The 20,112-nt window shown below is 29.4% G+C and carries 12 protein-coding genes; 9 read left to right on the top strand and 3 right to left on the bottom strand.

Annotation, left to right across the window (positions count from 1 at the left end; all coding sequences use genetic code 11):
* The first annotated feature begins 14 nt into the window (after positions 1-14).
* The 4 genes from I6U48_RS12670 (at position 15) to I6U48_RS12655 (ending at position 5,008) form a co-directional block, all read left to right on the top strand.
* On the top strand, positions 15-1,121 hold the full coding sequence (locus tag I6U48_RS12670) for an NERD domain-containing protein (RefSeq protein ID WP_218320831.1): 1,107 nt from the start codon (positions 15-17) through the stop codon (positions 1,119-1,121).
* A 72-nt stretch (positions 1,122-1,193) separates the two neighbouring features.
* Complete coding sequence (locus I6U48_RS12665) at positions 1,194-1,673, top strand: hypothetical protein (protein ID WP_218320830.1); 480 nt, start codon at positions 1,194-1,196, stop codon at positions 1,671-1,673.
* A 66-nt stretch (positions 1,674-1,739) separates the two neighbouring features.
* Complete coding sequence (locus I6U48_RS12660; protein WP_218320829.1) at positions 1,740-4,637, top strand: DEAD/DEAH box helicase; 2,898 nt, start codon at positions 1,740-1,742, stop codon at positions 4,635-4,637.
* Between the two features lie 143 nt (positions 4,638-4,780).
* A complete protein-coding gene (locus I6U48_RS12655; RefSeq protein WP_218320828.1) occupies positions 4,781-5,008 on the top strand; it encodes a DUF4351 domain-containing protein in 228 nt (75 codons plus the stop codon).
* A gap of 105 nt (positions 5,009-5,113) precedes the next feature.
* Here the strand turns inward: I6U48_RS12655 and I6U48_RS12650 are convergent, their stop codons facing one another.
* On the bottom strand, positions 5,114-5,512 hold the full coding sequence (locus I6U48_RS12650; protein ID WP_218320827.1) for a (deoxy)nucleoside triphosphate pyrophosphohydrolase: 399 nt from the start codon (positions 5,510-5,512) through the stop codon (positions 5,114-5,116).
* 196 nt (positions 5,513-5,708) lie between these two features.
* On the opposite strand from I6U48_RS12650, the gene I6U48_RS12645 reads away from it, so the two are divergent.
* The 5 genes from I6U48_RS12645 (at position 5,709) to I6U48_RS12625 (ending at position 15,522) form a co-directional block, all read left to right on the top strand.
* On the top strand, positions 5,709-7,313 hold the full coding sequence (locus I6U48_RS12645; protein WP_218320826.1) for a hypothetical protein: 1,605 nt from the start codon (positions 5,709-5,711) through the stop codon (positions 7,311-7,313).
* A 196-nt stretch (positions 7,314-7,509) separates the two neighbouring features.
* A complete protein-coding gene (locus I6U48_RS12640) occupies positions 7,510-10,227 on the top strand; it encodes an McrB family protein (protein WP_218320825.1) in 2,718 nt (905 codons plus the stop codon).
* Positions 10,205-11,938: a restriction endonuclease-like protein gene (locus I6U48_RS12635; RefSeq protein WP_218320824.1), complete on the top strand. Its 1,734-nt coding sequence runs from the start codon at positions 10,205-10,207 to the stop codon at positions 11,936-11,938. The genes I6U48_RS12640 and I6U48_RS12635 overlap by 23 nt, the downstream gene beginning before the upstream one ends.
* 430 nt (positions 11,939-12,368) lie before the next feature.
* Positions 12,369-14,279, top strand: a complete 1,911-nt coding sequence (locus I6U48_RS12630) for an McrB family protein (RefSeq protein WP_218320823.1) — start codon at positions 12,369-12,371, stop codon at positions 14,277-14,279.
* Complete coding sequence (locus tag I6U48_RS12625) at positions 14,272-15,522, top strand: McrC family protein (RefSeq protein ID WP_218320822.1); 1,251 nt, start codon at positions 14,272-14,274, stop codon at positions 15,520-15,522. The genes I6U48_RS12630 and I6U48_RS12625 overlap by 8 nt, the downstream gene beginning before the upstream one ends.
* 450 nt (positions 15,523-15,972) lie before the next feature.
* On the opposite strand, the gene I6U48_RS12620 is transcribed toward I6U48_RS12625, so the two are convergent.
* On the bottom strand, positions 15,973-17,418 hold the full coding sequence (locus I6U48_RS12620; RefSeq protein WP_218320821.1) for a restriction endonuclease subunit S domain-containing protein: 1,446 nt from the start codon (positions 17,416-17,418) through the stop codon (positions 15,973-15,975).
* Between the two features lie 41 nt (positions 17,419-17,459).
* Positions 17,460-20,108 carry an N-6 DNA methylase gene (locus I6U48_RS12615; RefSeq protein ID WP_218320820.1) on the bottom strand — a complete coding sequence of 883 codons (2,649 nt, stop codon included), beginning with the start codon at positions 20,106-20,108 and terminating at the stop codon, positions 17,460-17,462.
* Positions 20,109-20,112 lie beyond the last annotated feature (4 nt).

Raw genomic sequence — 20,112 nt, 5'->3', positions numbered from 1 at the left:
AAGGAGAAAATTTTATGGGACTTTTTAAAGGTTTATTAGATACATTTATTAACAAAACAAGTTCTTTACAAAAAAATATGGAGTTAATTAGTCACCCAGTTTTTATTAAAGAATTTTGCAAAGAAAATGTACAAATAGAAGATTTGCAAAATATTATGATTACATTGGATGATGAAGAAAAGAAAGAACGAATCAGTAGAGATATAACTTATTTAAAACAAGGAATGTTTGGGGAGCAAAATGTATTTTTTGAACTTAAAAATGCAAATATTCCATTTCTATGCCTTCATGATATACGACTAGAGTATGAAGGATTGTCAGCACAGATAGATTTTCTTATACTTACAAAGCAATATATTTGTATTTTAGAAACAAAACAACTTCAAGGTAATATAGATGTGAACAAAGAGGGAAATTTTATAAGAGTTTATACAGACAAGCTTGGAAAAACTACAAGAAGTGGAATGTATAGTCCTGTTGAACAGAATCGAAAGCATGTAAATTTGGTAAAAAAGATTTTAAAAGAAAAATTTAATATAGATAAAATGCCAGTGAAATCTCTTATAGTAATGGCAAATCCAAAAACTATAATAAGGAAAAGTTATGCACCTGAAGAAATCCAAGAACAGATTATAAGAGCAGAAAATTTAGAGAGTTATTTATCAAAGTGGATTGATGAGATTGACTATAATTTAAAAGAAGATGAAGTTTTTAATATTGCCAATTATTTAAAAGAAAGCCACAAGCCTATTACTTTTGACTATAATGCAAAATACAAGCTAGATGAAAAAACATCAAATTTTAATAGTAATAAGAGTAAAATGGAAAAATACGAGAAACAAAAAAGTCATAAAATAGTTAAAGACGAAGAAGTATTAATGAAGTGTAAAGAAATTCAATCAGATGACGTGAACACCTTAAGAGAGCAGTTGAAAAAATTTAGACTAGAAACCTCAAAGAGAGAAAATATTAGAGCATATTTTGTCTTTAACAATGATGAAATGGAAAGTTTAATAGAAAAGAGACCTCAAAGTGAGAAAGAATTATTGAAAGTAAGGGGATTTGGAGAAAAGAAAGTAGAGAAGTATGGGAAGGAAATTTTAAATATACTTAAAAACTAAGAACTCATGCAATACTATTAAAATTTACATATAAGCAGATGCATTTAATAAAATTTTGGAGGAATAAAATTCATGAGCACGTTCAATTTTATAGCGTCAGATACTCAACTGCCAGAAGTTGACCTAACAAATGTAAAAAGAATGACGGTTAAAGAACTGAAAAAGTTAAATCCACAAGCAAGAAGTCCTGTACCCTTAGATGAACTTGATGAAAATTTAGAAGTACTTTATTGCGAATCAGAAGAAGATATGAAGGGATTAACAGTAAGCTTTTGTAATAATCCACCATATAATTTAGACTATCATATAAAGAAAAAATATGTATACTGGTTGAGGTATGATTTTACAGAAAAATCCACAGAGCAGCTAATGGAATATTTACAGAAAAATATAAAGGAAATACAGCAAGTTGAGGTGTGGGCAATTACCTTTGGAAACAAAGATGATATATATAAAGTAAAAGATAAGAGAAAAATAAAGTTATTAGATCTTACTAAAGGGGATCTTATTGAATTAAATTCGCAAGGAATATGTATTCAAATTAGTTATTGATAAATTTAGGATTGGCAATGTAATTTAAAAGTACAATTAAACACAAAAGTTGGGGAGAACATAGTTATGGATTCAATACTTGGAGAATCGAACGTTATAAATGAAAAGCAAATTGAATTTTGGGATATTAAGCATAAAGAAGTAGAAACTAAAGAATTCTTAGTAGATAATAAATTAATAGTTAATTCTGAAACAGGTAACCTTCTAAATGAACTGAAAAGATCTTTAAGTGAATGTGAAAGGTTTTATTTTAGTGTTGCCTTTATAAATTTCAGTGGTCTTCAGCTTTTATTAGACAGTTTTAAAGAACTTGAGGAAAGAGGTGTTAAAGGGAAAATAGTAACATCTACTTATCTTAATTTCACTGAACCAAAAGCTTTAGAAAGAATTAAAATGTTTAGCAATATTGATTTAAAGATATTTATAGCTACTAAGGAAATAGGTTTTCACACCAAGGCCTATATCTTTGAAAATAGAGATGAGTATAAAATAATTATTGGATCTTCAAACATAACTCAGCGTGCTTTGAAGAGTAATATTGAATGGAATGTCAGGGTTGTTTCTAAAAAGGATAACAGTTTTGTAAAAGAAGTATTAGAAGAATATCTAAAGTTATGGGAAGATACCAATATTGTAACTGAAGAGTTTTTGAATAACTATAGCAGCTTTATAAGTGAAATAAAAAAAGTAGAAAAGATCAAAAAGCTGGATTTTGATGATTATGAATTGATAAAGCCTAATCATATGCAAAAAAGGGCAATAGATAATTTAAACAGGTTAAGAGGCTTTGGAGAAAACAGAGCTTTAGTTATAGCCGCAACTGGTACTGGTAAAACCTATATGTCAGCTTTTGATGTTATAAATTTTAAACCAAGAAAAATGCTTTTTCTAGTAAATAGAGAAGAAATATTAAAAAGTGCGGAAAAAACCTTTAGAAAGCTAGTAAAGAATAAACAAAAGACTACGGGACTTCTAACAGGAAGCAGTAAAGATATAGATTCAGATTATTTATTTTCCACTATTCAATCAATGAACCTGCACCTTGAAAAATTTGGTAGAGAGGAATTTGAATACATAATTATAGATGAAGCTCATCACTCATCTAGTCCATCTTATAAAAAGGTTATGGAATATTTTAATCCTAAGTTTATACTTGGAATGACTGCCACTCCAGAAAGATGTGATGGTGAAAGTATATTTGACATTTTTTATAATGTAGCTTTAGAGGTGAGGCTAAGAGAAGCTTTAGAGTTGAATTTAGTAATACCTTTCCATTACTTTGGAATAACAGATATTGAAGGAGTGGATCTAGAGGGTGTAAGCATTAATGATAAAACAGAAATAGCTAAAAGATTAAAGGTCAACGAAAGAGTAGATTTTATAATTGAAAAGATGAATTTTTATGGTCATGATGGAGAAAAGAGAAAATGTATTGGTTTTTGTGTGGGAATTGATCACGCAGAATATATGGCAGAGGAATTCAACAAAAGGGGAATAAAAAGCATTGCTCTAACAGGACAGAATTCCTCAGAGGAGAGAGAAAATTACATTAAAAAATTGGAGTCTGATGAAGACGATTTAGAAGTAATATTTACAGTGGACATATTTAATGAAGGGGTAGATATACCTTCAATTAATTTAGTTTTAATGCTTAGACCAACAGATTCACCAATAATATTTATTCAGCAGTTAGGTAGAGGACTTAGAAAGCATGAGAGCAAGTCCTTTTTAACTGTGTTAGATTTTATAGGAAATCATAATAAAGCTTTTTTAATAGCTATAGCATTAAACGGATCAAGATATTACGATAAGGACAGCTTAAAGGTAGCAGTTGCAACTCAATTTGCCAACATTCTAGGCTGCACAAATATTCAAATGGACAGGATAGCTCAGGAGCGAATACTAGAGCAGTTAAATGAAGAAAATTTTAATTCAATGAAATATTTGAGAGAAGAATATTTTGAATTTAAAAGGATGAATGGAGACAAAGTACCTTATTTATTAATAGATTATGTAAAATATGATGGTGCACCAGATCCCCTTAAGTTTTTAAATAAGGAAAAGACCTATATTGGTTTTGTGGCTAATATGGAAAAGGATGATGAACTTAGGAGTTTACTGGAGGATGAGGTATTCCTAAAAATTCTTAAAGAACTTTCAAGTAAGCTGCCGATAAAAAGGATATATGAATTTAGCATATTAAAGTATATGTTAAGTAATGAAGGAATAAGTGTAGAGAAAGCTAAGAGTGAAATACTTAAATATATAGATTATGTTGATGATGAAAGCGTTCTTCATGCATTGAATTGCTTAAATGGAAGTTATTATGATTCATCACAAATTAAAAATAATATAAAGTGCTTTGAGTTAAAAGATAAAGTTTTAAGCAGTACATGGAATTTTAAAAAGACAGTGCAAAATAAAAAATACAGAATATATATTGAAGATCTTATAAATTATGCGCTTATAAGATATGAAAAGGAATTTGGAAGTAAATATTATGGAGTGCCTTTCTTTAATCTATATGAACAGTATCAAATGATAGATACAGCACTTTTATCAAATTATACGAAAACACACAGTTCTTTTAGAGGTAGTGGACTTATAACCAATGGAAAGGAATATTTTTTATTTATAGATCTGCATAAAGAAGAGAATATAAAGGAAAGTATAAATTATAAAGATAAATTCTTAGATAGACAGTATTTTCAGTGGCAAAGCCCTAATAGTACATCTCAGGGATCTGAAAGAGGAAAAAATATCATATTCAATAGGGATAGAGGGGTTAACTTACATATCTTTGTGAGAAAGTATAAACAAATAGATGGAATTGTTCAGCCTTATATTTATATAGGTAAGGGAGATGTTGAAGAGTATCATGGAGAAAAGCCTATAACGGTAAAAATGAAGCTTCAGAATATTGCACCAGTAAGTTTATATACAGAGTTTGTAGAAAAGGTATAGTGTTTTGCTAGGCCTTTTCTTCTGTGAGCTGCACATCACTAGGAATATTTGATTTTGGCATGTTTTGATATTATAAGGTTTTAGCTTATGCATACTTATATAAGTCGCTGAGGGAAGATTATAAAGTTATTGAGATAGATGAAATGACAAAAAGAATTTTTATAGATGAAAAAGATAAAGAAGAAATCAGAGAAGTGGCAAGAAAAGAAGAATTAATAAATACAGCAATAAAATTATTGACAAAGAAGTTTGGGACTTTGCCTGAAGCAATGAAGAAGGGAATAAAAAACGCAGATTTAGATTCTTTAGAAATAATAAGAGATAGCATATTTGATTTTAATGACTTAAAGGATGTTGAGAAATATTTATAAGATTAGATTATTTTCCATAATATAGCAAAAGTATGCACTGACATTAGAGTTCTGATGTCAGTGTTTTACTTTGGTGAAAAATAAAAAAAGATATAGCGGTTTTTGCTATATCTTTTCTTCTGTGAGCTGCATAACAGCAGGAACATCCGCAGGAGCCCATTTTAGAGAAAGTAAATTTTCTCTTTTAAGCCATATAAGTTTAGAATGTTCGTTAGCAGTAGGTTTGCCAGATACTAATTTACACTTCACGGTAATTAAGTTCACTATAAAAGTATCATATTCATGAGTATTATCATTAAAGACACCAGAATATTCAACATTACATCCTAACTCTTCTTTGATTTCTCTTTCGATAGCCTCTTTAAGATTTTCATCTTTTTCTACTTTTCCACCAGGAAATTCCCAGATGTTTGGAAGGGACATTTTTGGAGAACGAAGAGCGCATAGTATTTCATTATTTTCATTTTCTATAACAGCTCCAACGACTTTTATTAGTTTTTTCATTTTCGGTACACCTCTCTTCTAGACAAGTTTACCATATCTGGATGGGAGAGTGCAATTTTTGAGTTTTATTGCAAAGAGAAATTCTTTTGTCTTAGCTTATATTTTGATAAAAAAGTGAAAATAAGTTATAATGTGTATATATTACTCTAATTTGGGATTATTATTTAACATTTTATATTAGTAGGGGGATTTATAATTGAATAAGAGAATTATAACAAGTCTTTTAATAGGTTACTTATTAGTAGCTAATACCAGTGTATTAGCTAACTCAAGTAGTAAAGAGAGTACGCAATATAATAATGTCTTGGTCTATGTATCCGAGGATAATTCACAATTTACTGCTAATTTATATGAAGGAAAAAACTATGAGTTTGATAATAGTGATTCATTAAATTCAAAACAACTTTCAGCTGAATATGATATATATTCAACATTTGACTATGTTACATATGATAACAAAGGAAATGTTAAAGAATCTGCTTTAAATACTCAGCTTTATTATAAAACAATATTAATACCCTCAGGAGGAAAGGCAGTTGTAACTGTGAAAAAACTTTCATCTGGTAAAACCTCAATTAAGTTTAGTGGAGATAAAAGTATAAGTAGTAAAGAAATCAATGATGCAGCATTGTTCAACGTAAAGCTTATGGAAGGTGACAGCTATGAATTTGATAACAGTGATTTAAGCAACTCAAAGCAGCTAATGACTGGTTATGATATGAATTCAACCTTTGACTATGCTACTTATGATAGTAAGGGAAATCTTAAAGTAACGGGATTAAACGTACAGCTCTACATAAATAAGATAGTAGTTCCAGCAGGAGGAAAAGCGATAGTAACAGTAAAAAAAATATCTGGAAAAAACTATGAAGAGTTTGCAGGGGACAAGTGTATAAGTGGAAAAAAAGCTAGTGATACAGCATTGTTTAATGTAAAATTAATGGAAGGTGAAAGCTATGAATTTAATAATAGCGACTTAAGTAATTCAAAGCAGCTAATGACTGACTATGATATGAATTCAACCTTTGATTATGTTGCTTTTGACAGTAAAGGAAATATTAAAGATGAAGGATTAAACATACAGCTTTTTATCAATAAAATCACTGTACCAGCAGGAGGAAAAGCAGTAGTAACAGCAAAGAAGATTGCAAACAAAGACTCTGAGGAATTTGCAGGAGATAAAAGTATAACAGGAAAGCAAAGGAAAGATACAGCCCTTTTCAATGTAAAACTTATGGAGGGAGACAGCTATAAATTTGATAATGAGGATTCCCAAAATAATCTAACAGTATTAACCAATGCTGATTATTATTCAAGTTATAGTTTTGTAAGCTATAAAGAAGATGGAACAATATCTGTTCAGAAAGATAGCTGCTATGATAAATCAATAATAGTACCGCCAAAAGGGAAGGTCAATATAGTGGTAAATAAATTAGCATCAAACAGAGATAATATAGAATTTGCAGTATATAATAAAATAGTAGCAAGTAATGATGATGATTTTAGAAAAATTGATGATAAGATAGCAGATAAAAATAAAATGTGGACAGTAAATTTTACTTCGGAAGTTGGTTATGATGATACAACTAAGAAAAATGTTTTAGTAAAAGATAATAAAGGAAATTTAGTAGACGTGCCAATAGAGATTTCAGAAAATAGAAAAAGTATTTTAGTGTATCCACCACTGGGAGGATACATTGTAGGAGAAAAATATACTTTATATATATTGGATAATGCTCATTCAAAGAATAACAAAAATATTAAACGTAAAGTGAAGATGAATTTTACTATTAATAATTAATCAAAATAATTATGGAGATAAGTAGTTAATGTATAGATTTTTTGATATAGAAATCCATACTGTATACTAAATATCTCCATTTTTTTACTGTTAAAAATATCTATAATATTATACAATAGTGGTATAATTTGAAATTTTATGTCAAAGAAGTAATTAATATAAACATAATTAATATATTTTACAAGCAGGTGAAATTATGGAAGGCAGATCAGGTGGATGGATAGATATTAATGGAGAAAATATATTAGGCAGAAAGTTGGTAGATAAATCAACTTTTAAGTATGGCGTAACTATACCAAAGGGAGAAGCATACAAGTATTTAAATGCTATAGATAGACAGTATTTGGAAAGAGATGAAAGTGAAGTAGTTTCTATATATGTTGATGGAAAAGAGTTTAAAGCATTGTTTAGAAATGCAAAATCTGAAACAAGAGATGATACATATCAATTACTTTTTAGAAAAGAAATTAAGAATTATATAATAGAAAAACTACCGAAAAGTTATAAATACATATTTAAATACAACGAAGATTCGAATGTAGAAAAGCCACAAGAGTATATAGAATTTTATAGAACAGATAAATTAAATACTTTTAGGGTTGAGTTGATTATTGATGATAACTACGAATTTCATGAAGAAGAAAATGTAGTAAATGAACCCTTAGAAGAGAATAATAAGTCATTAAAAGAGGATTTTTTTGAATACATTGGAACTAGAGAAGAAAGTATAAATAGAAACTATCAAAAGTCTTATAAAATAGTTTTGCTAATAGCATTACTAGAACTTTCAGACTTTGAAGGCAAAGCTGTATATGAGGATGTTTGTTCTTATATAAAAGATATGTACATTAAAAGAAATAAACAAGGATTTCCAGTAGAAACTGATGATTCGGAAATTCAAAGGAATATAGATAGCTTAAGTTTAAAGATAATAAGAGATACAATGAATGGAAATTCTTATGAGGTTATAAGCAGAAATGGCTATATACTAAAAGAGTATGTAGAAGAAGTTGAATATTTAAGCTTTAACAAAGAGTTATGGAAGGAACTTACTGAGGAAGATAAAGAAGAGCTTATTGATATACTGAAATATAAGCTTAACAGATATTATTTAGAAAAAGGTCTTGGAGGAGATAAGAGTTCAAAACAACATTATCTTTATAATATCAGTCCTAAAAACCTAAAAGTATGGCAGTGTTGTTTAGAAAATGAATGTGCAGCTGTAAGTTATATACCTAATTTAGATAAGACAAATGTTATAAATCAAACCTTGAAGACAGCTAATGAAATTAAAATAGGTGACAAAATCTTAGCTTATGCTCCACCCAAACAAATAGTTGCAGTGGGAGAGGTAATTAAAGAATATTACATAGAAGAAGATAAAAATAAATTTGTTTATGATGGCGTGGATATAGATAAAGAAGATGGTACTAGAAGCTTTAGACAAAGGATAGGAGTTAACTGGACTAACATATTAAGCCATCCTCTATACATTGAAGACTTTGATACAAAAATAGAACAAAAATCTAATGTAGCAAAATCTATAAAAGCCTTTAGTGAGTTAACAGAAAAAGGTTTTAACAATGCAGAGGAGATTATTAAAAATATATTAGGATTCAGTTCTCCAAAATCTTCAGAGGTCATAGAAGAAATTGCAGCAGTAAAGACTGAGGAAACTGATATATTAGAAAGTGCAATATCAAATAAGCTTTCAAGACTAGAAGAAGCAGATTTTGAAAGCAAGGATATAGTTGACTATATTTATAAATACATAGTAGCAAAGGGATATGAATACAGTATTGATATGATAAAAAACTTATATTTATCTTTAAAAACTAAGCCCTTTGTTATTTTATATGGAATTTCTGGAACTGGAAAAAGTAAACTAGTGGAGTTGTTTGCAGAAGCTATAGGCGCTATTAGAGAAGATGGAACCTATAATTTAATACCAGTAAGACCGGATTGGTCTGATGCATCGGAGTTAATAGGATATAGAAATATAGAGAGTAAGTTTCAGCCTGGAATACTTACTAATATAATTAAAGAAGCTGTAAAGCACAAGGAAATACCTTATTTTGTTTGTCTGGATGAAATGAATTTAGCTAGAGTGGAATATTACTTTAGTGATATATTATCCATAATGGAAACAAGAGATAAAAAAGATGAAGAGGTAAAGACAGACAAGCTTATAAGAAGTGAGCTTTTTGGTGGAGACTTAGAAGCTATAAAAAGCTTTGGAGATTTATATATACCAGAAAATTTATATATAATTGGTACAGTAAATATGGATGAAACAACTTTTCCTTTTAGTAAGAAGGTATTGGACAGAGCAAATACCATAGAATTTAATGAAGTTAATTTAGACTATAACTTTGATGTAGAGGAAGAGGAATTACCTCCTAAGATTTATTCAAATATTCTTTTGCTTTCAGAATATACAAAAATGGCTCAGTGCAAAGAAAAGAAGAGCACAGCTAAATATGTAATAGAAGAACTTAAAGAAATAAATAAAATTTTAGGAAAATGTGATATGCAGTTTGCTTATAGAGTTAGAGATGAAGTGGTTTTCTATGCTATATATGCGGTACATGAAGAAATTATGGAATTAGATAATGCTTTAGATTATGCAATAAAACAAAAGATATTGCCTAGAATTGGAGGCAGCAGCGAAGAAATAGAAAAATCTTTGATACAACTATTTATATACTGCTCCAAAATAGATAAAAGTATCTTTGCTTCTGACTATATAGATGAAGATATTTTAAAGAAAATGGGCAGGTATTTAGAAGAAGATAAGAAAAAAACTGAAGAAGGTAGTGAAGAAAAGAGTAAATGCAAATATCCAATTTCCTCTGAAAAAATATTAAAGATGTTGTGGAGGTTTAATAAAGATGGATTTACAACCTTCTGGTAGAGGAAAAGAAGAGCTTTTATGTTTGGAAACGGATAAAATATACTTCACTATAAAGGGTAAAAACAGGAACTCAGAAATAAAAGATGAGGACACAGACAGCAAAGGCTTTAAAATAGCTTATGAAGAAGAAGATATTAATTTAATAATTGATACGGAAAAAGCCTATTTCTTTGAATATGAAAAATATGAATTAATCGTAGAGAAAAAAGATAAGGAAATAGAACTAGGCTTTTACCATGAAAACAAGGATATAAGAAATAAGATAACTAAAAACAGGAGCGGCAGCTTAAGCGGTATTGTAAGTTTTAAAGGAGACATAGGCTTATCAGATTTAGTAATAAAGGTTAATGGCAGAGAACACATTATTATAACAGTGGAAGTATTTCCTACAAAAATAGATTATAGAAAAGATTATATAAACCTTTTAAATGATGTAAATAAAGAGATTTATAATTTAGCCTTTGATTTTCTTAAAAGGACTTATTCCATAGGTGGACTAATCAAAAGTAATGGCACTACTTTAAGCGAATATTACAATATTTTAAGCTATATCTTTGAAAAACTTAAAAGAGCGTTAAATATTATAGTCGCAATGCCACACCATTCTCTTGTTAATGAAAGGCAGATAGCACCTTATCATAAGATAAAAAATGTAACTAACGAAACAATAAAGTGGCTGGAGAAAAAGCCGGAAAAGCTTATTAAAAAAGGAAACAAGCTGCTTCCTGTGGAAGCACTGCAGATTAACAAGAGAGCAACCGTTGATACTAATGAAAATAGGTTTTTAAAGTTCATTGTTAAAGGTATTTTATTTAAGCTGAAGGAGCTTAGAAAAAGATATTTGATGCTTGAAAGAGGTATAGATGACTTATTTGTAGTGCAGTTAGAAAGTTTTATAAAAGATATAAACAGATATCTAATATCTACCTTTCTAAAGGATGTAGGGGAATATGAGTTTAGGGAAAATTCATCTATGGTATTTAAAATGGCTTTAGGTTATAAGGATGTTTATAAATACTATTTGATGCTGCAAAAGGGGCTAACCTTAAAAGGAGAATTATTTAAGCTGAATATAAAGGATTTGCCTTTGTTGTATGAGTATTGGTGCTTTATAAAGATAAATGAGATACTTAGAAAAAATTACACCTTAATATCCAATGATACAGTAAAAGTAAAGAATAATGGGGTTTTTGTGGCTCTGAAAAAAGGTAAGGAATCCAGAGTCGTTTACGAAAATCCTGTAAATGGTGAAAGATTTGTGCTTTCTTATAATTTAAAGATGCATTCAGAAACTGTAGGACAAAAGCCTGATAACGTTTTAGCGATAGATAAGATTGGTGGAGAGGTGACTTATAATTACATATTTGATGCTAAGTATAAGATTGATAGACCTATAGAAGGCAGTGAGTATCAAAAGTATAAAACTCCAGGGCCTAAGGAAGAGGATATTAATACTATGCATAAGTATAGGGATGCTATTGTGTGTGAAAATAAGGAGAATGGAAGGTTTGACAGAAGTATACTGGGGGCTTTTGTGCTTTTTCCTTATGGGGATGAAGAGGAGTATTGTGAGCATCCGTTGTATAGGAGTATTGAGAAGGTGAGGATTGGGGGGATACCTTTTTTGCCGAGTGCTAGTAGGTTGATGGAGGAGTTTTTGGGGGAGATTATTGGGGAATCTTATTTGGATAGTTTTGAGAAAGTTTTGTAGTAGGTTGGAAGAAGAGATTATTCAATGTGTTAAAAAATATAACGCAATTCAATTTAAAGCCGAAGAAATGAACAGATATACATTTAGTTTAGGATTAGGTAAGTAATACATACAAAGATAAACATGATTTTAATGCAAAAAAATTTTGATTAATGACTGGAAGAAAATGAAAAGTTATAAAGTAAAAGAAGTTTACAATAGTAAAAATAAAATTAATAAAGAAAAACTTATAAATTGCATCTTAAATTTGAACATGCTAAAAGGAAAATAATTTTATCAAAAGAATAGTATTATGCTATTTTGAATAAATGATTTAATGTGTTTATACAGTAAAATTTTAAAATTAGTATGAAAGTAAATAAAAAAATATATTTTTTTATTTAGTAAAGTTATTATTGTTTAACTATAAGGTATTAGATAGGAGAGAAGTATGCTAGATTATACAATATTAAAAGACAAAAAATGTTGGATTATAACTACAGAGGATTATACATGTGGTTATAAGAAATATTTTGATGAAGGTAAAATTGTAATGGGATTAGGATCGGATTTTGATTTAAGTGAATATATAGATAGTAGAAAAGATATAAGCCATAAATTTAAATTAGATTTAGATAATTTTATTAAAATGTCTAAAAACGACTATGTTGCATGGAATTTAAATAGAGTTGCTGAAGAAGGAACTAAAATTTATCGAGAAAATAATTGTGTTATTGGACAGATTAAGGATGATTTGAAAAATATATATAAGTTTGAGCAGGGAAAAGGACATATATTACCAATTAATATTATAGAGCGAAGAACTAGATTATTTGAGAAATGTGATATAGTGGATTGTTATAAGATAAATAAGATTAATGATATGAAAGATTTTAAGTATTTAAAGGACTTTGAAAAGTTAAGTGATCAATATAACAACTTCTTTATTAGAATGAAGTACTTTGGTTTAGAAAATATTCAAGAAAATGATAGTAATGAAATAATAATTAATCTAAATAAATTAAAATATGGAAATAATGAGGTTCTCGAAGAAGTAAAGAATTTTTCAAAGGGAGATTTTTTACTTGGTGAGTTTATATCTAAAAGAGATAAATTTGAATGTAGAAGAGTAATATGTAAAGTAAAGGAGGTTTATCTGGATAATGACAAGAGGATAGTATTAGATTTAATATCTAGTAAATGTAATAACTATGAATATAGTGCACTCATAGATATATATGAGTATGAATATGGTGAAGATTTAATAAATAAGAACATAAGAACTCATAAAAATATAATATTTTATGGTCCACCAGGAACGGGAAAAACATATAATATAGACAATGAAGTTTTAAAAATTATTTCTATATCTAAATATGAAAAACTTAAAGAAAATAGAAAAGAATTACATAATGAATTAAGAAGGTTGCAAGTTGATAATAAAGTAAGATTTTGTACATTTCATCAATCTTATGGATATGAAGAATTTATTGAAGGTTTAAGACCAAATGATGAAGGGAATTTTACTTTAGAAGATGGTTTATTAAAGCAAATTGCTATAGATGCAATGTTTGAAGGTTTGACTTATGAATTGAAGGCGGATTTAATAGAAGAATTAAGTTGTGAAGCTAAAAATAATATATCTAATGAGCAGAAAAAGGAACTTGTATTAAGATATATTAATGATAGTAGTAAGTTTGATTTTTTAAATTGCGATCAATATGTTTTAGTTATAGATGAGATAAATAGAGGGAATATATCAAAAATATTTGGTGAGGCATTCACATTATTAGAGGAAGATAAGAGACTAGGAAGTGAAAATGAAGTTGTTTTAAAACTGCCATATTCTAAGGAAGATTTCACATTGCCTCCTAATTTACATTTTATTGGCACTATGAATTCTTCTGATAAATCAATAGCACCTATTGATATTGCTCTAAGGAGAAGGTTTAGGTTTAGAGAAATTATGCCAGATGAAAATATATTATCAGTAGTAGATGGGATAGATTTATGTGAACTACTTAAGAAAATTAATGATAGAATAGAGTATTTGTATGATAGAGACCATATGATAGGACATGCGTATTTTATAGGGTGTAGTTGTTTAGATGACATAGCTCGGGTTATTTTATATAAAATAATTCCATTGTTGCAGGAATATTTCTATGAGGAATGGGATAAAATTGGTTTAATCTTAGGTGGGGTAGGAAGTTCTAAAGATGGTGATTATATAATATACAAAGAGGAACTTAATCCCGAGTACTTATTTAAAAATAACGCTGAGTACGGATTTAATACACAGAATAGATATTATATTAAAGATGAAATAACAGCGGTAGAGTTGAGAAAAATCTATGAATAAATACATATGTGTAAAGGAAGCTTTTGAATATATTTATATCGGACATGGGCAAAAGAAGATAAGCTTAGATGAATTAAGAGATTTACAAGAATATTTAGAAAAAACTATACCTGCAAACAAAAATGCTTTAGATATAAAACATAACAAGTTTAGATTTATAAATTATGTAGGAATTATAAGTATAAACAACTTTACAATAGAAATTATACCTAAGATATCATTAAGTAATGATGAAAAGCAAGATAAAAAGATCTTATTAGATATGCTATCAAAATGCAGTGACATTGAACTAAGTATAGACAACTCTATAGACTCTAATATAGAAAAATGTAATTTAATAGAGTTAATAGCAAATAAATATCTAGATTCTTTAATTAAAGAACTCAATAAAGGAAATTTTCATGATTACATCAATAAAGAAGAAAACATAAAAGTAGTTAGAGGCAAGATAATGTTTAATAAGCATATTAAAAAAAATAACTTTAAAAAGGGAAAAATTTTCTGTAGCTATGATGAATACAGTGATGATAACTTATTGAATCAGACTTTTAAACTAGCTTGTATAAAGATATTAAATAAAGTTCAAGATATTAAGCTTAAAAATAAGACTAAGAAGTCATTAAGTATACTAGGTAATGTAAGTAATGAAAGTAAGAGTAATGAAATAATAAATAATATAAAGCTTAACAATCAGAATAAGAGATTTTCAAATGTGTTGCAATTAGCTAAGTTTATTTTATTAAATTTAGCTAATGAAAATAGTTCGGGAAGTAAAAATGGCTTTTCTATGCTATTTGAAATGAACGATTTGTTTGAGAAGTATATAGGAAAGATAGTACAAATGTTATGCTGTAAGAATAATAAGAAAGCCATAACTCAAGATAAAAGAAACTATTTATTGATAGACACAAAAAATAATAAAAAAAGCTTTAATTTAAAACCTGATATTGTTATAGAAGATAATAATATTCCTTTTATGATTATAGATACAAAATGGAAAGCAGTAGAATATAATTCAAAAAGTTCATACCAAGTTAGCGATATCTATCAGATGTATGCGTATGCTAATGCTTATAAACAAGTGAAGAAAGTCATATTATTATATCCTTCATTAGGAGAAGAAAAAGAGTATCCTAGTTGGAAGCTAATAAATGACGATAATAAATTTATTGAAGTAAAAACTGTAAGGTTGGACAGTTATAAAAATACTGTAAATGATTTGGAGAAAATTATTTATGATTAGTAAATTTTAAAAATTGTGTTTCATCGTCACTAAGATTCACAATATATGGGAAGTAAATTTAGAATAGCAAATTCGCTATGCTTATAAATATCCCCGGGGGACGCAAACAAATTGTTAACAATTTGTTTTGCTACAAATAAATATGAAATAATACACTAAAAATAGAAATAAATAATTGAAATTACATATTTTTCAAGTAGTGGATGATAAGTAATTTTTTGAAACACTTGAAATGTTAGGGGTTATCATATTTTGAGGCGATTTTGTTAAAATCAAAAATTATCGTAACTTATCATAAAATGGTGTAAATTTTTAAAGATTTGGTGTAGTAAATGGTGTAGTAGACAGGCGGGAACATAAACTAGATGAGAATATATGTTTACAAATTAAAGTTTAATATTTGTAAAATGATTAAAAATAGGACTTCCAACCGGAAGCCCTATTTTTGTATTAATCTTCTTTTGTGAGGTCATTGATTTTGCTTTGTAGCCAAGAAATGGCTGTGGTTTCATTCTGTTCAATAGCAATCTCAACAGCTTTTATAGCACATTTAAGAAGATGTTGTGATTTTTCTTTTAATGTAAAAGATTTATTTACGAGTTCTTCTATTGAACTCTGGACTGAATCTGAAATTACTGGAATTGGTATTTTGTCGATATCTTCACTATATATATTAATAATACCTGTGCTTCCAACTACATATCTATAAATGAGTTCTTGTCCTATTTTGGATTGGAGAAAAACTGCAAGTGTTTCAGGTTTTATGTTTGAATCAGGCTTTGCTCTAAAAATTTTTAGCGTAGAATCTGTTATGTACTTTTGGGTAGATTTATTCAAAAATATACATGTTCTACCTAGGGAACCAACTCCCATAGATGCAAACAAAACATCCCTGTTATTGATAGAGACTAGTGAATTATTATCTAAGTCTTTTTCATCAATATAACTTTCAACATCATCCGTTTGTATTCCTGTTACACGTAATTGCTTTGTTTTAATTACTCCAATTGTTCCGTCTTCTGAATAATTATTATAGGTATTATTTAGAATCCAAAAGTCGTTCGATATAGTTGTTGTATTTATGTCTTTAAAAATATTATTAATTTCTTCATACTTAGGTTGATAATACTCTGCATCAAGTCTGCCAGTATTTCCAAAGCTTTCGGAAAATGATTTAATAGTAATACCGCCGTTTGTGAGAATAGAACTATTTATTCCAATTTCTTTAATTAATAAATTTTCTGCATGTCTGTTCTTGGAGATTGAAAGTTCTGTAAGATTTTTTATTCCATAAATAGCATCCTGAAGTGTTTTTTGAAAGCTATTAGAAAAAGGCGGAATATATATCTGATCAAAATCTTCAAGTATCAGACCTGTTTGCGCTGCACCACGCTTAAACTTCTGAATCTGGTCTTGACCATATTTTGTTTTTATATATATCAATAAAGTTTCAGGCATTAATTTATCGGAATCACTTCGCATGATTGCTAATTTACAGCTACAAGTAGCACTTGCATTAGAACATACGATAGAACTATTGCCTACGATTGCGCCAACTATAGACATAAGTACATCGCCTTTTTTTAAATGAGAACGATGCATTAATGATTTATCAAAGGTATCTTTGTCTATGCATATAGGAGTAGCATTTTCGATAAAAAGATTATAAATATCTTGGCCTCTGTAATAAGGAATGCCTTCTTCAACAAAGTGCTCACTAATACTCATATGATTACCATCAGATATTTCCATATATTCTGTAATCGGCTTTGCAGAAAGATCACTTAAAATTTTAGAAATATCGAGAGACTTCTTTTTATAAAATTCTGCATCAAGCCTATTAGTTCGTTCTAATTTAGATAATAAAACTTCACTGCATTCGAGCCCATCCGTCAAAGCCTTATATTTAGCTTCATTGAAAGGTTCAGTGGATGGGCTTATTGAAAAAAACTTAAACCTTCCTTTTTAGCAAATTCAATAAAGGCCTCTGCAATACCATCCTGGCTGTATATATTGTTAGGATTAGAATTAACAAGGGCAGGATCGTGGTTAAACAGGTCATGTTTTACAAATATATGACCGTGAGTATCTTTGACACGTTCTGTCCTCTCTGATACTTCTTCTGCGACGAGATAATATTTCTGCACTGTCGTATCAAGAGCTTTATACTCGTCAAGAGAAATGAGGCTGTGAGGATTTGCTCCAAGAATATTAACTTCTTTGTAATGAGCTTGGTCACCTTCTGGTAGCTTGAGGTATTCTTCAATTGTTAGGGATTCATCGTAGGTACTAGAATCTTTCTTCTTGTTTTTTAGTACAAAGTAAACATTTTTTAGAATCCACTTTCTATGTGAATCTAAATCGCCATACTCGGTAATAAATAAATCCTTTACAAAATCAGCAGAACCATTTGCGGTATGATGCTCTTCAACTTCCTTTCGCGTACTTACTTTGACGCTATAATCTGATTTCTTTGCAGCATTATTGTATTCTTCTTCAGTAACTTCTTGCTTGTCGGCTTTTCTGACATAATGAGTTTCTGTAATATATCGATAACTGTTCCATGTGATATAATCTTCAGTTACATATATTTTGTCGCCAGAATTATCTTTGCTTGGCTCCTGCATAGTAGCAAAGAAGATTGGATAATCGATGTTTCCATTCTCATCAGGGGTAGGCTTAGGACAAATATTAGGGAAGCCACAGTTTTCATCGGTCCATTTCTGTACAAAAAGTACACTGGTCTTTGTTCCAGTATGAGGTTTAAAAACGTTCCCATGTAAACCAACAACTGCTAGAATACGGCATCTCTCCGCAATATAATCACGGATTAGTTTGTCTCCTGAATTGTTAAATCGTCCTTGTGGCAATACTACTGCCATACGTCCACCAGGTTTAAGAAATTTAAGATTTCGTTCAATAAATAGGATATCCCTTCCAATTTTATTTTGAAGTTTTCCTTTTGCATTATAGCCGAGGTCATAAATTTCAAGTTGTTCAGAATTATCAAGGTTACCTGCAAAAGGCGGATTTGCCATCAATATGTCAAAATTAAATGCCTCATATTTTTTCTTGTCTGAATGGGCTGATGGTGCAGCACTTAGGTTAGCGAGTTTTGCAAAACCATCATGATATTTTCCTTGCCATTTATCTACATTAAGAAAGTTCTTCTTCCAGTTAGGATAATCAAGAGAATTAAGGTATATAACATTAGTATGTCCATCCCCAGCGATAATATTGAGCATTCTTCCAACACGAACAGATTTTTCGCTAAAATCAATTCCAAACACATTATTTTTTACATAAGCAAGTTCTTCAGGCTTTCTTGCTCTTGTTGTGAAGAGATTGAAAGCTTCAGGATTAAGTTGTTTCCATACATGAAAAATGGCATGCATAGGGAAGCCACAGCTTCCGGCTGCGGTATCAATCATTTTTTCATTCGGCTTTGGGTTGAGCATTTTTACACACATATCGATGACATATCGAGGTGTAAAGTATTGTCCCATACCTTCTTTTTGATTCTGATTTACAAGATGCTCAAATGCATCATCTACTACTTCGAGATTTGAATTAAAAAGTTTTACATTTTGCAGTTCTTTAACGCAAGATTTTACTGTTGCTGCCTGCATATCTAAAACATCCTCAGCTACAAACACACCAGGCCACTTATTTTTGGCTTCATCGAATAAATCACTCATATTGCGGAATATATCATCCAAGGAGTCAGATTCTTTAATTCTGAATTTCATTACTCTAAACCCGGAATCATCTATATCTTTAAATGCTGTACCATGTTTCATTAAAATTGCAATTTCATCAGCATCCTGGCTTGATAAGACCTCATCATAAAGTTTTATAAAAATGAGCTTGAAGATTTCTTCAAAGGCCTTATCACTAGAATCATTTGCACTGAACCTCTGCTCAACATTAAGAATAATGTCTTTTAATGTTTCGGTTTGAAGTCTGTCCTCTTGAATTAGTTGCTTTAATGTAAATCTACGATTATTTTTCCATTCCTCAATATCTTCGCCATTACTAGGAAATTTATCAATAACAAGAGCTTCGTCAAAAGCTGGAGCTTCGTAAAATTTTAGAAGATTATCGCCATTTGCGATAACACCTATTTGAGGTTGCTTTAATCGACAGTAAGACTGCATCTGCTGAAATGGAGTAGATGATTCACCGTCAGCGGCATTATTCTCATCTTTAATTTCTGGACGTTTTACTTCGATGATCATATCAATTTTTGATTTATCATCTTTGTTAAAAACGGCAATATCTATACGTTTATCTTTTATAACTTCCTTGCCAGCATAGACAGCTGGAAGTTCAAAACCTATCTGTTCTTTAGAATATCCGTAGATTTCCATAAGCTTATATGCATAATACTGACGAACAATTTCTTCTGGTGTCAGCTTGAAATAGTCACCATCGTCATTTTTTCCACGTACAACACATTCAACTCCTGGTTCACCGTCAGCTCTATCATGAATGTGACTATTTATCCAGTCTTTATCTTCTTGAGTGAACTGTGCTATATGAGAAGCCTCTTCTGGTTTTAATATTTGGTCAATTTTCTTTGGCATTTCA

This window comes from Clostridium thailandense (genome assembly GCF_019207025.1).
Classification (GTDB): Bacteria; Bacillota; Clostridia; order Clostridiales; family Clostridiaceae; genus Clostridium_AM; species Clostridium_AM thailandense.
The sequence above is the reverse complement of the archived record's forward strand: the minus strand, read 5'-3'. Positions and strand labels throughout refer to the sequence as shown.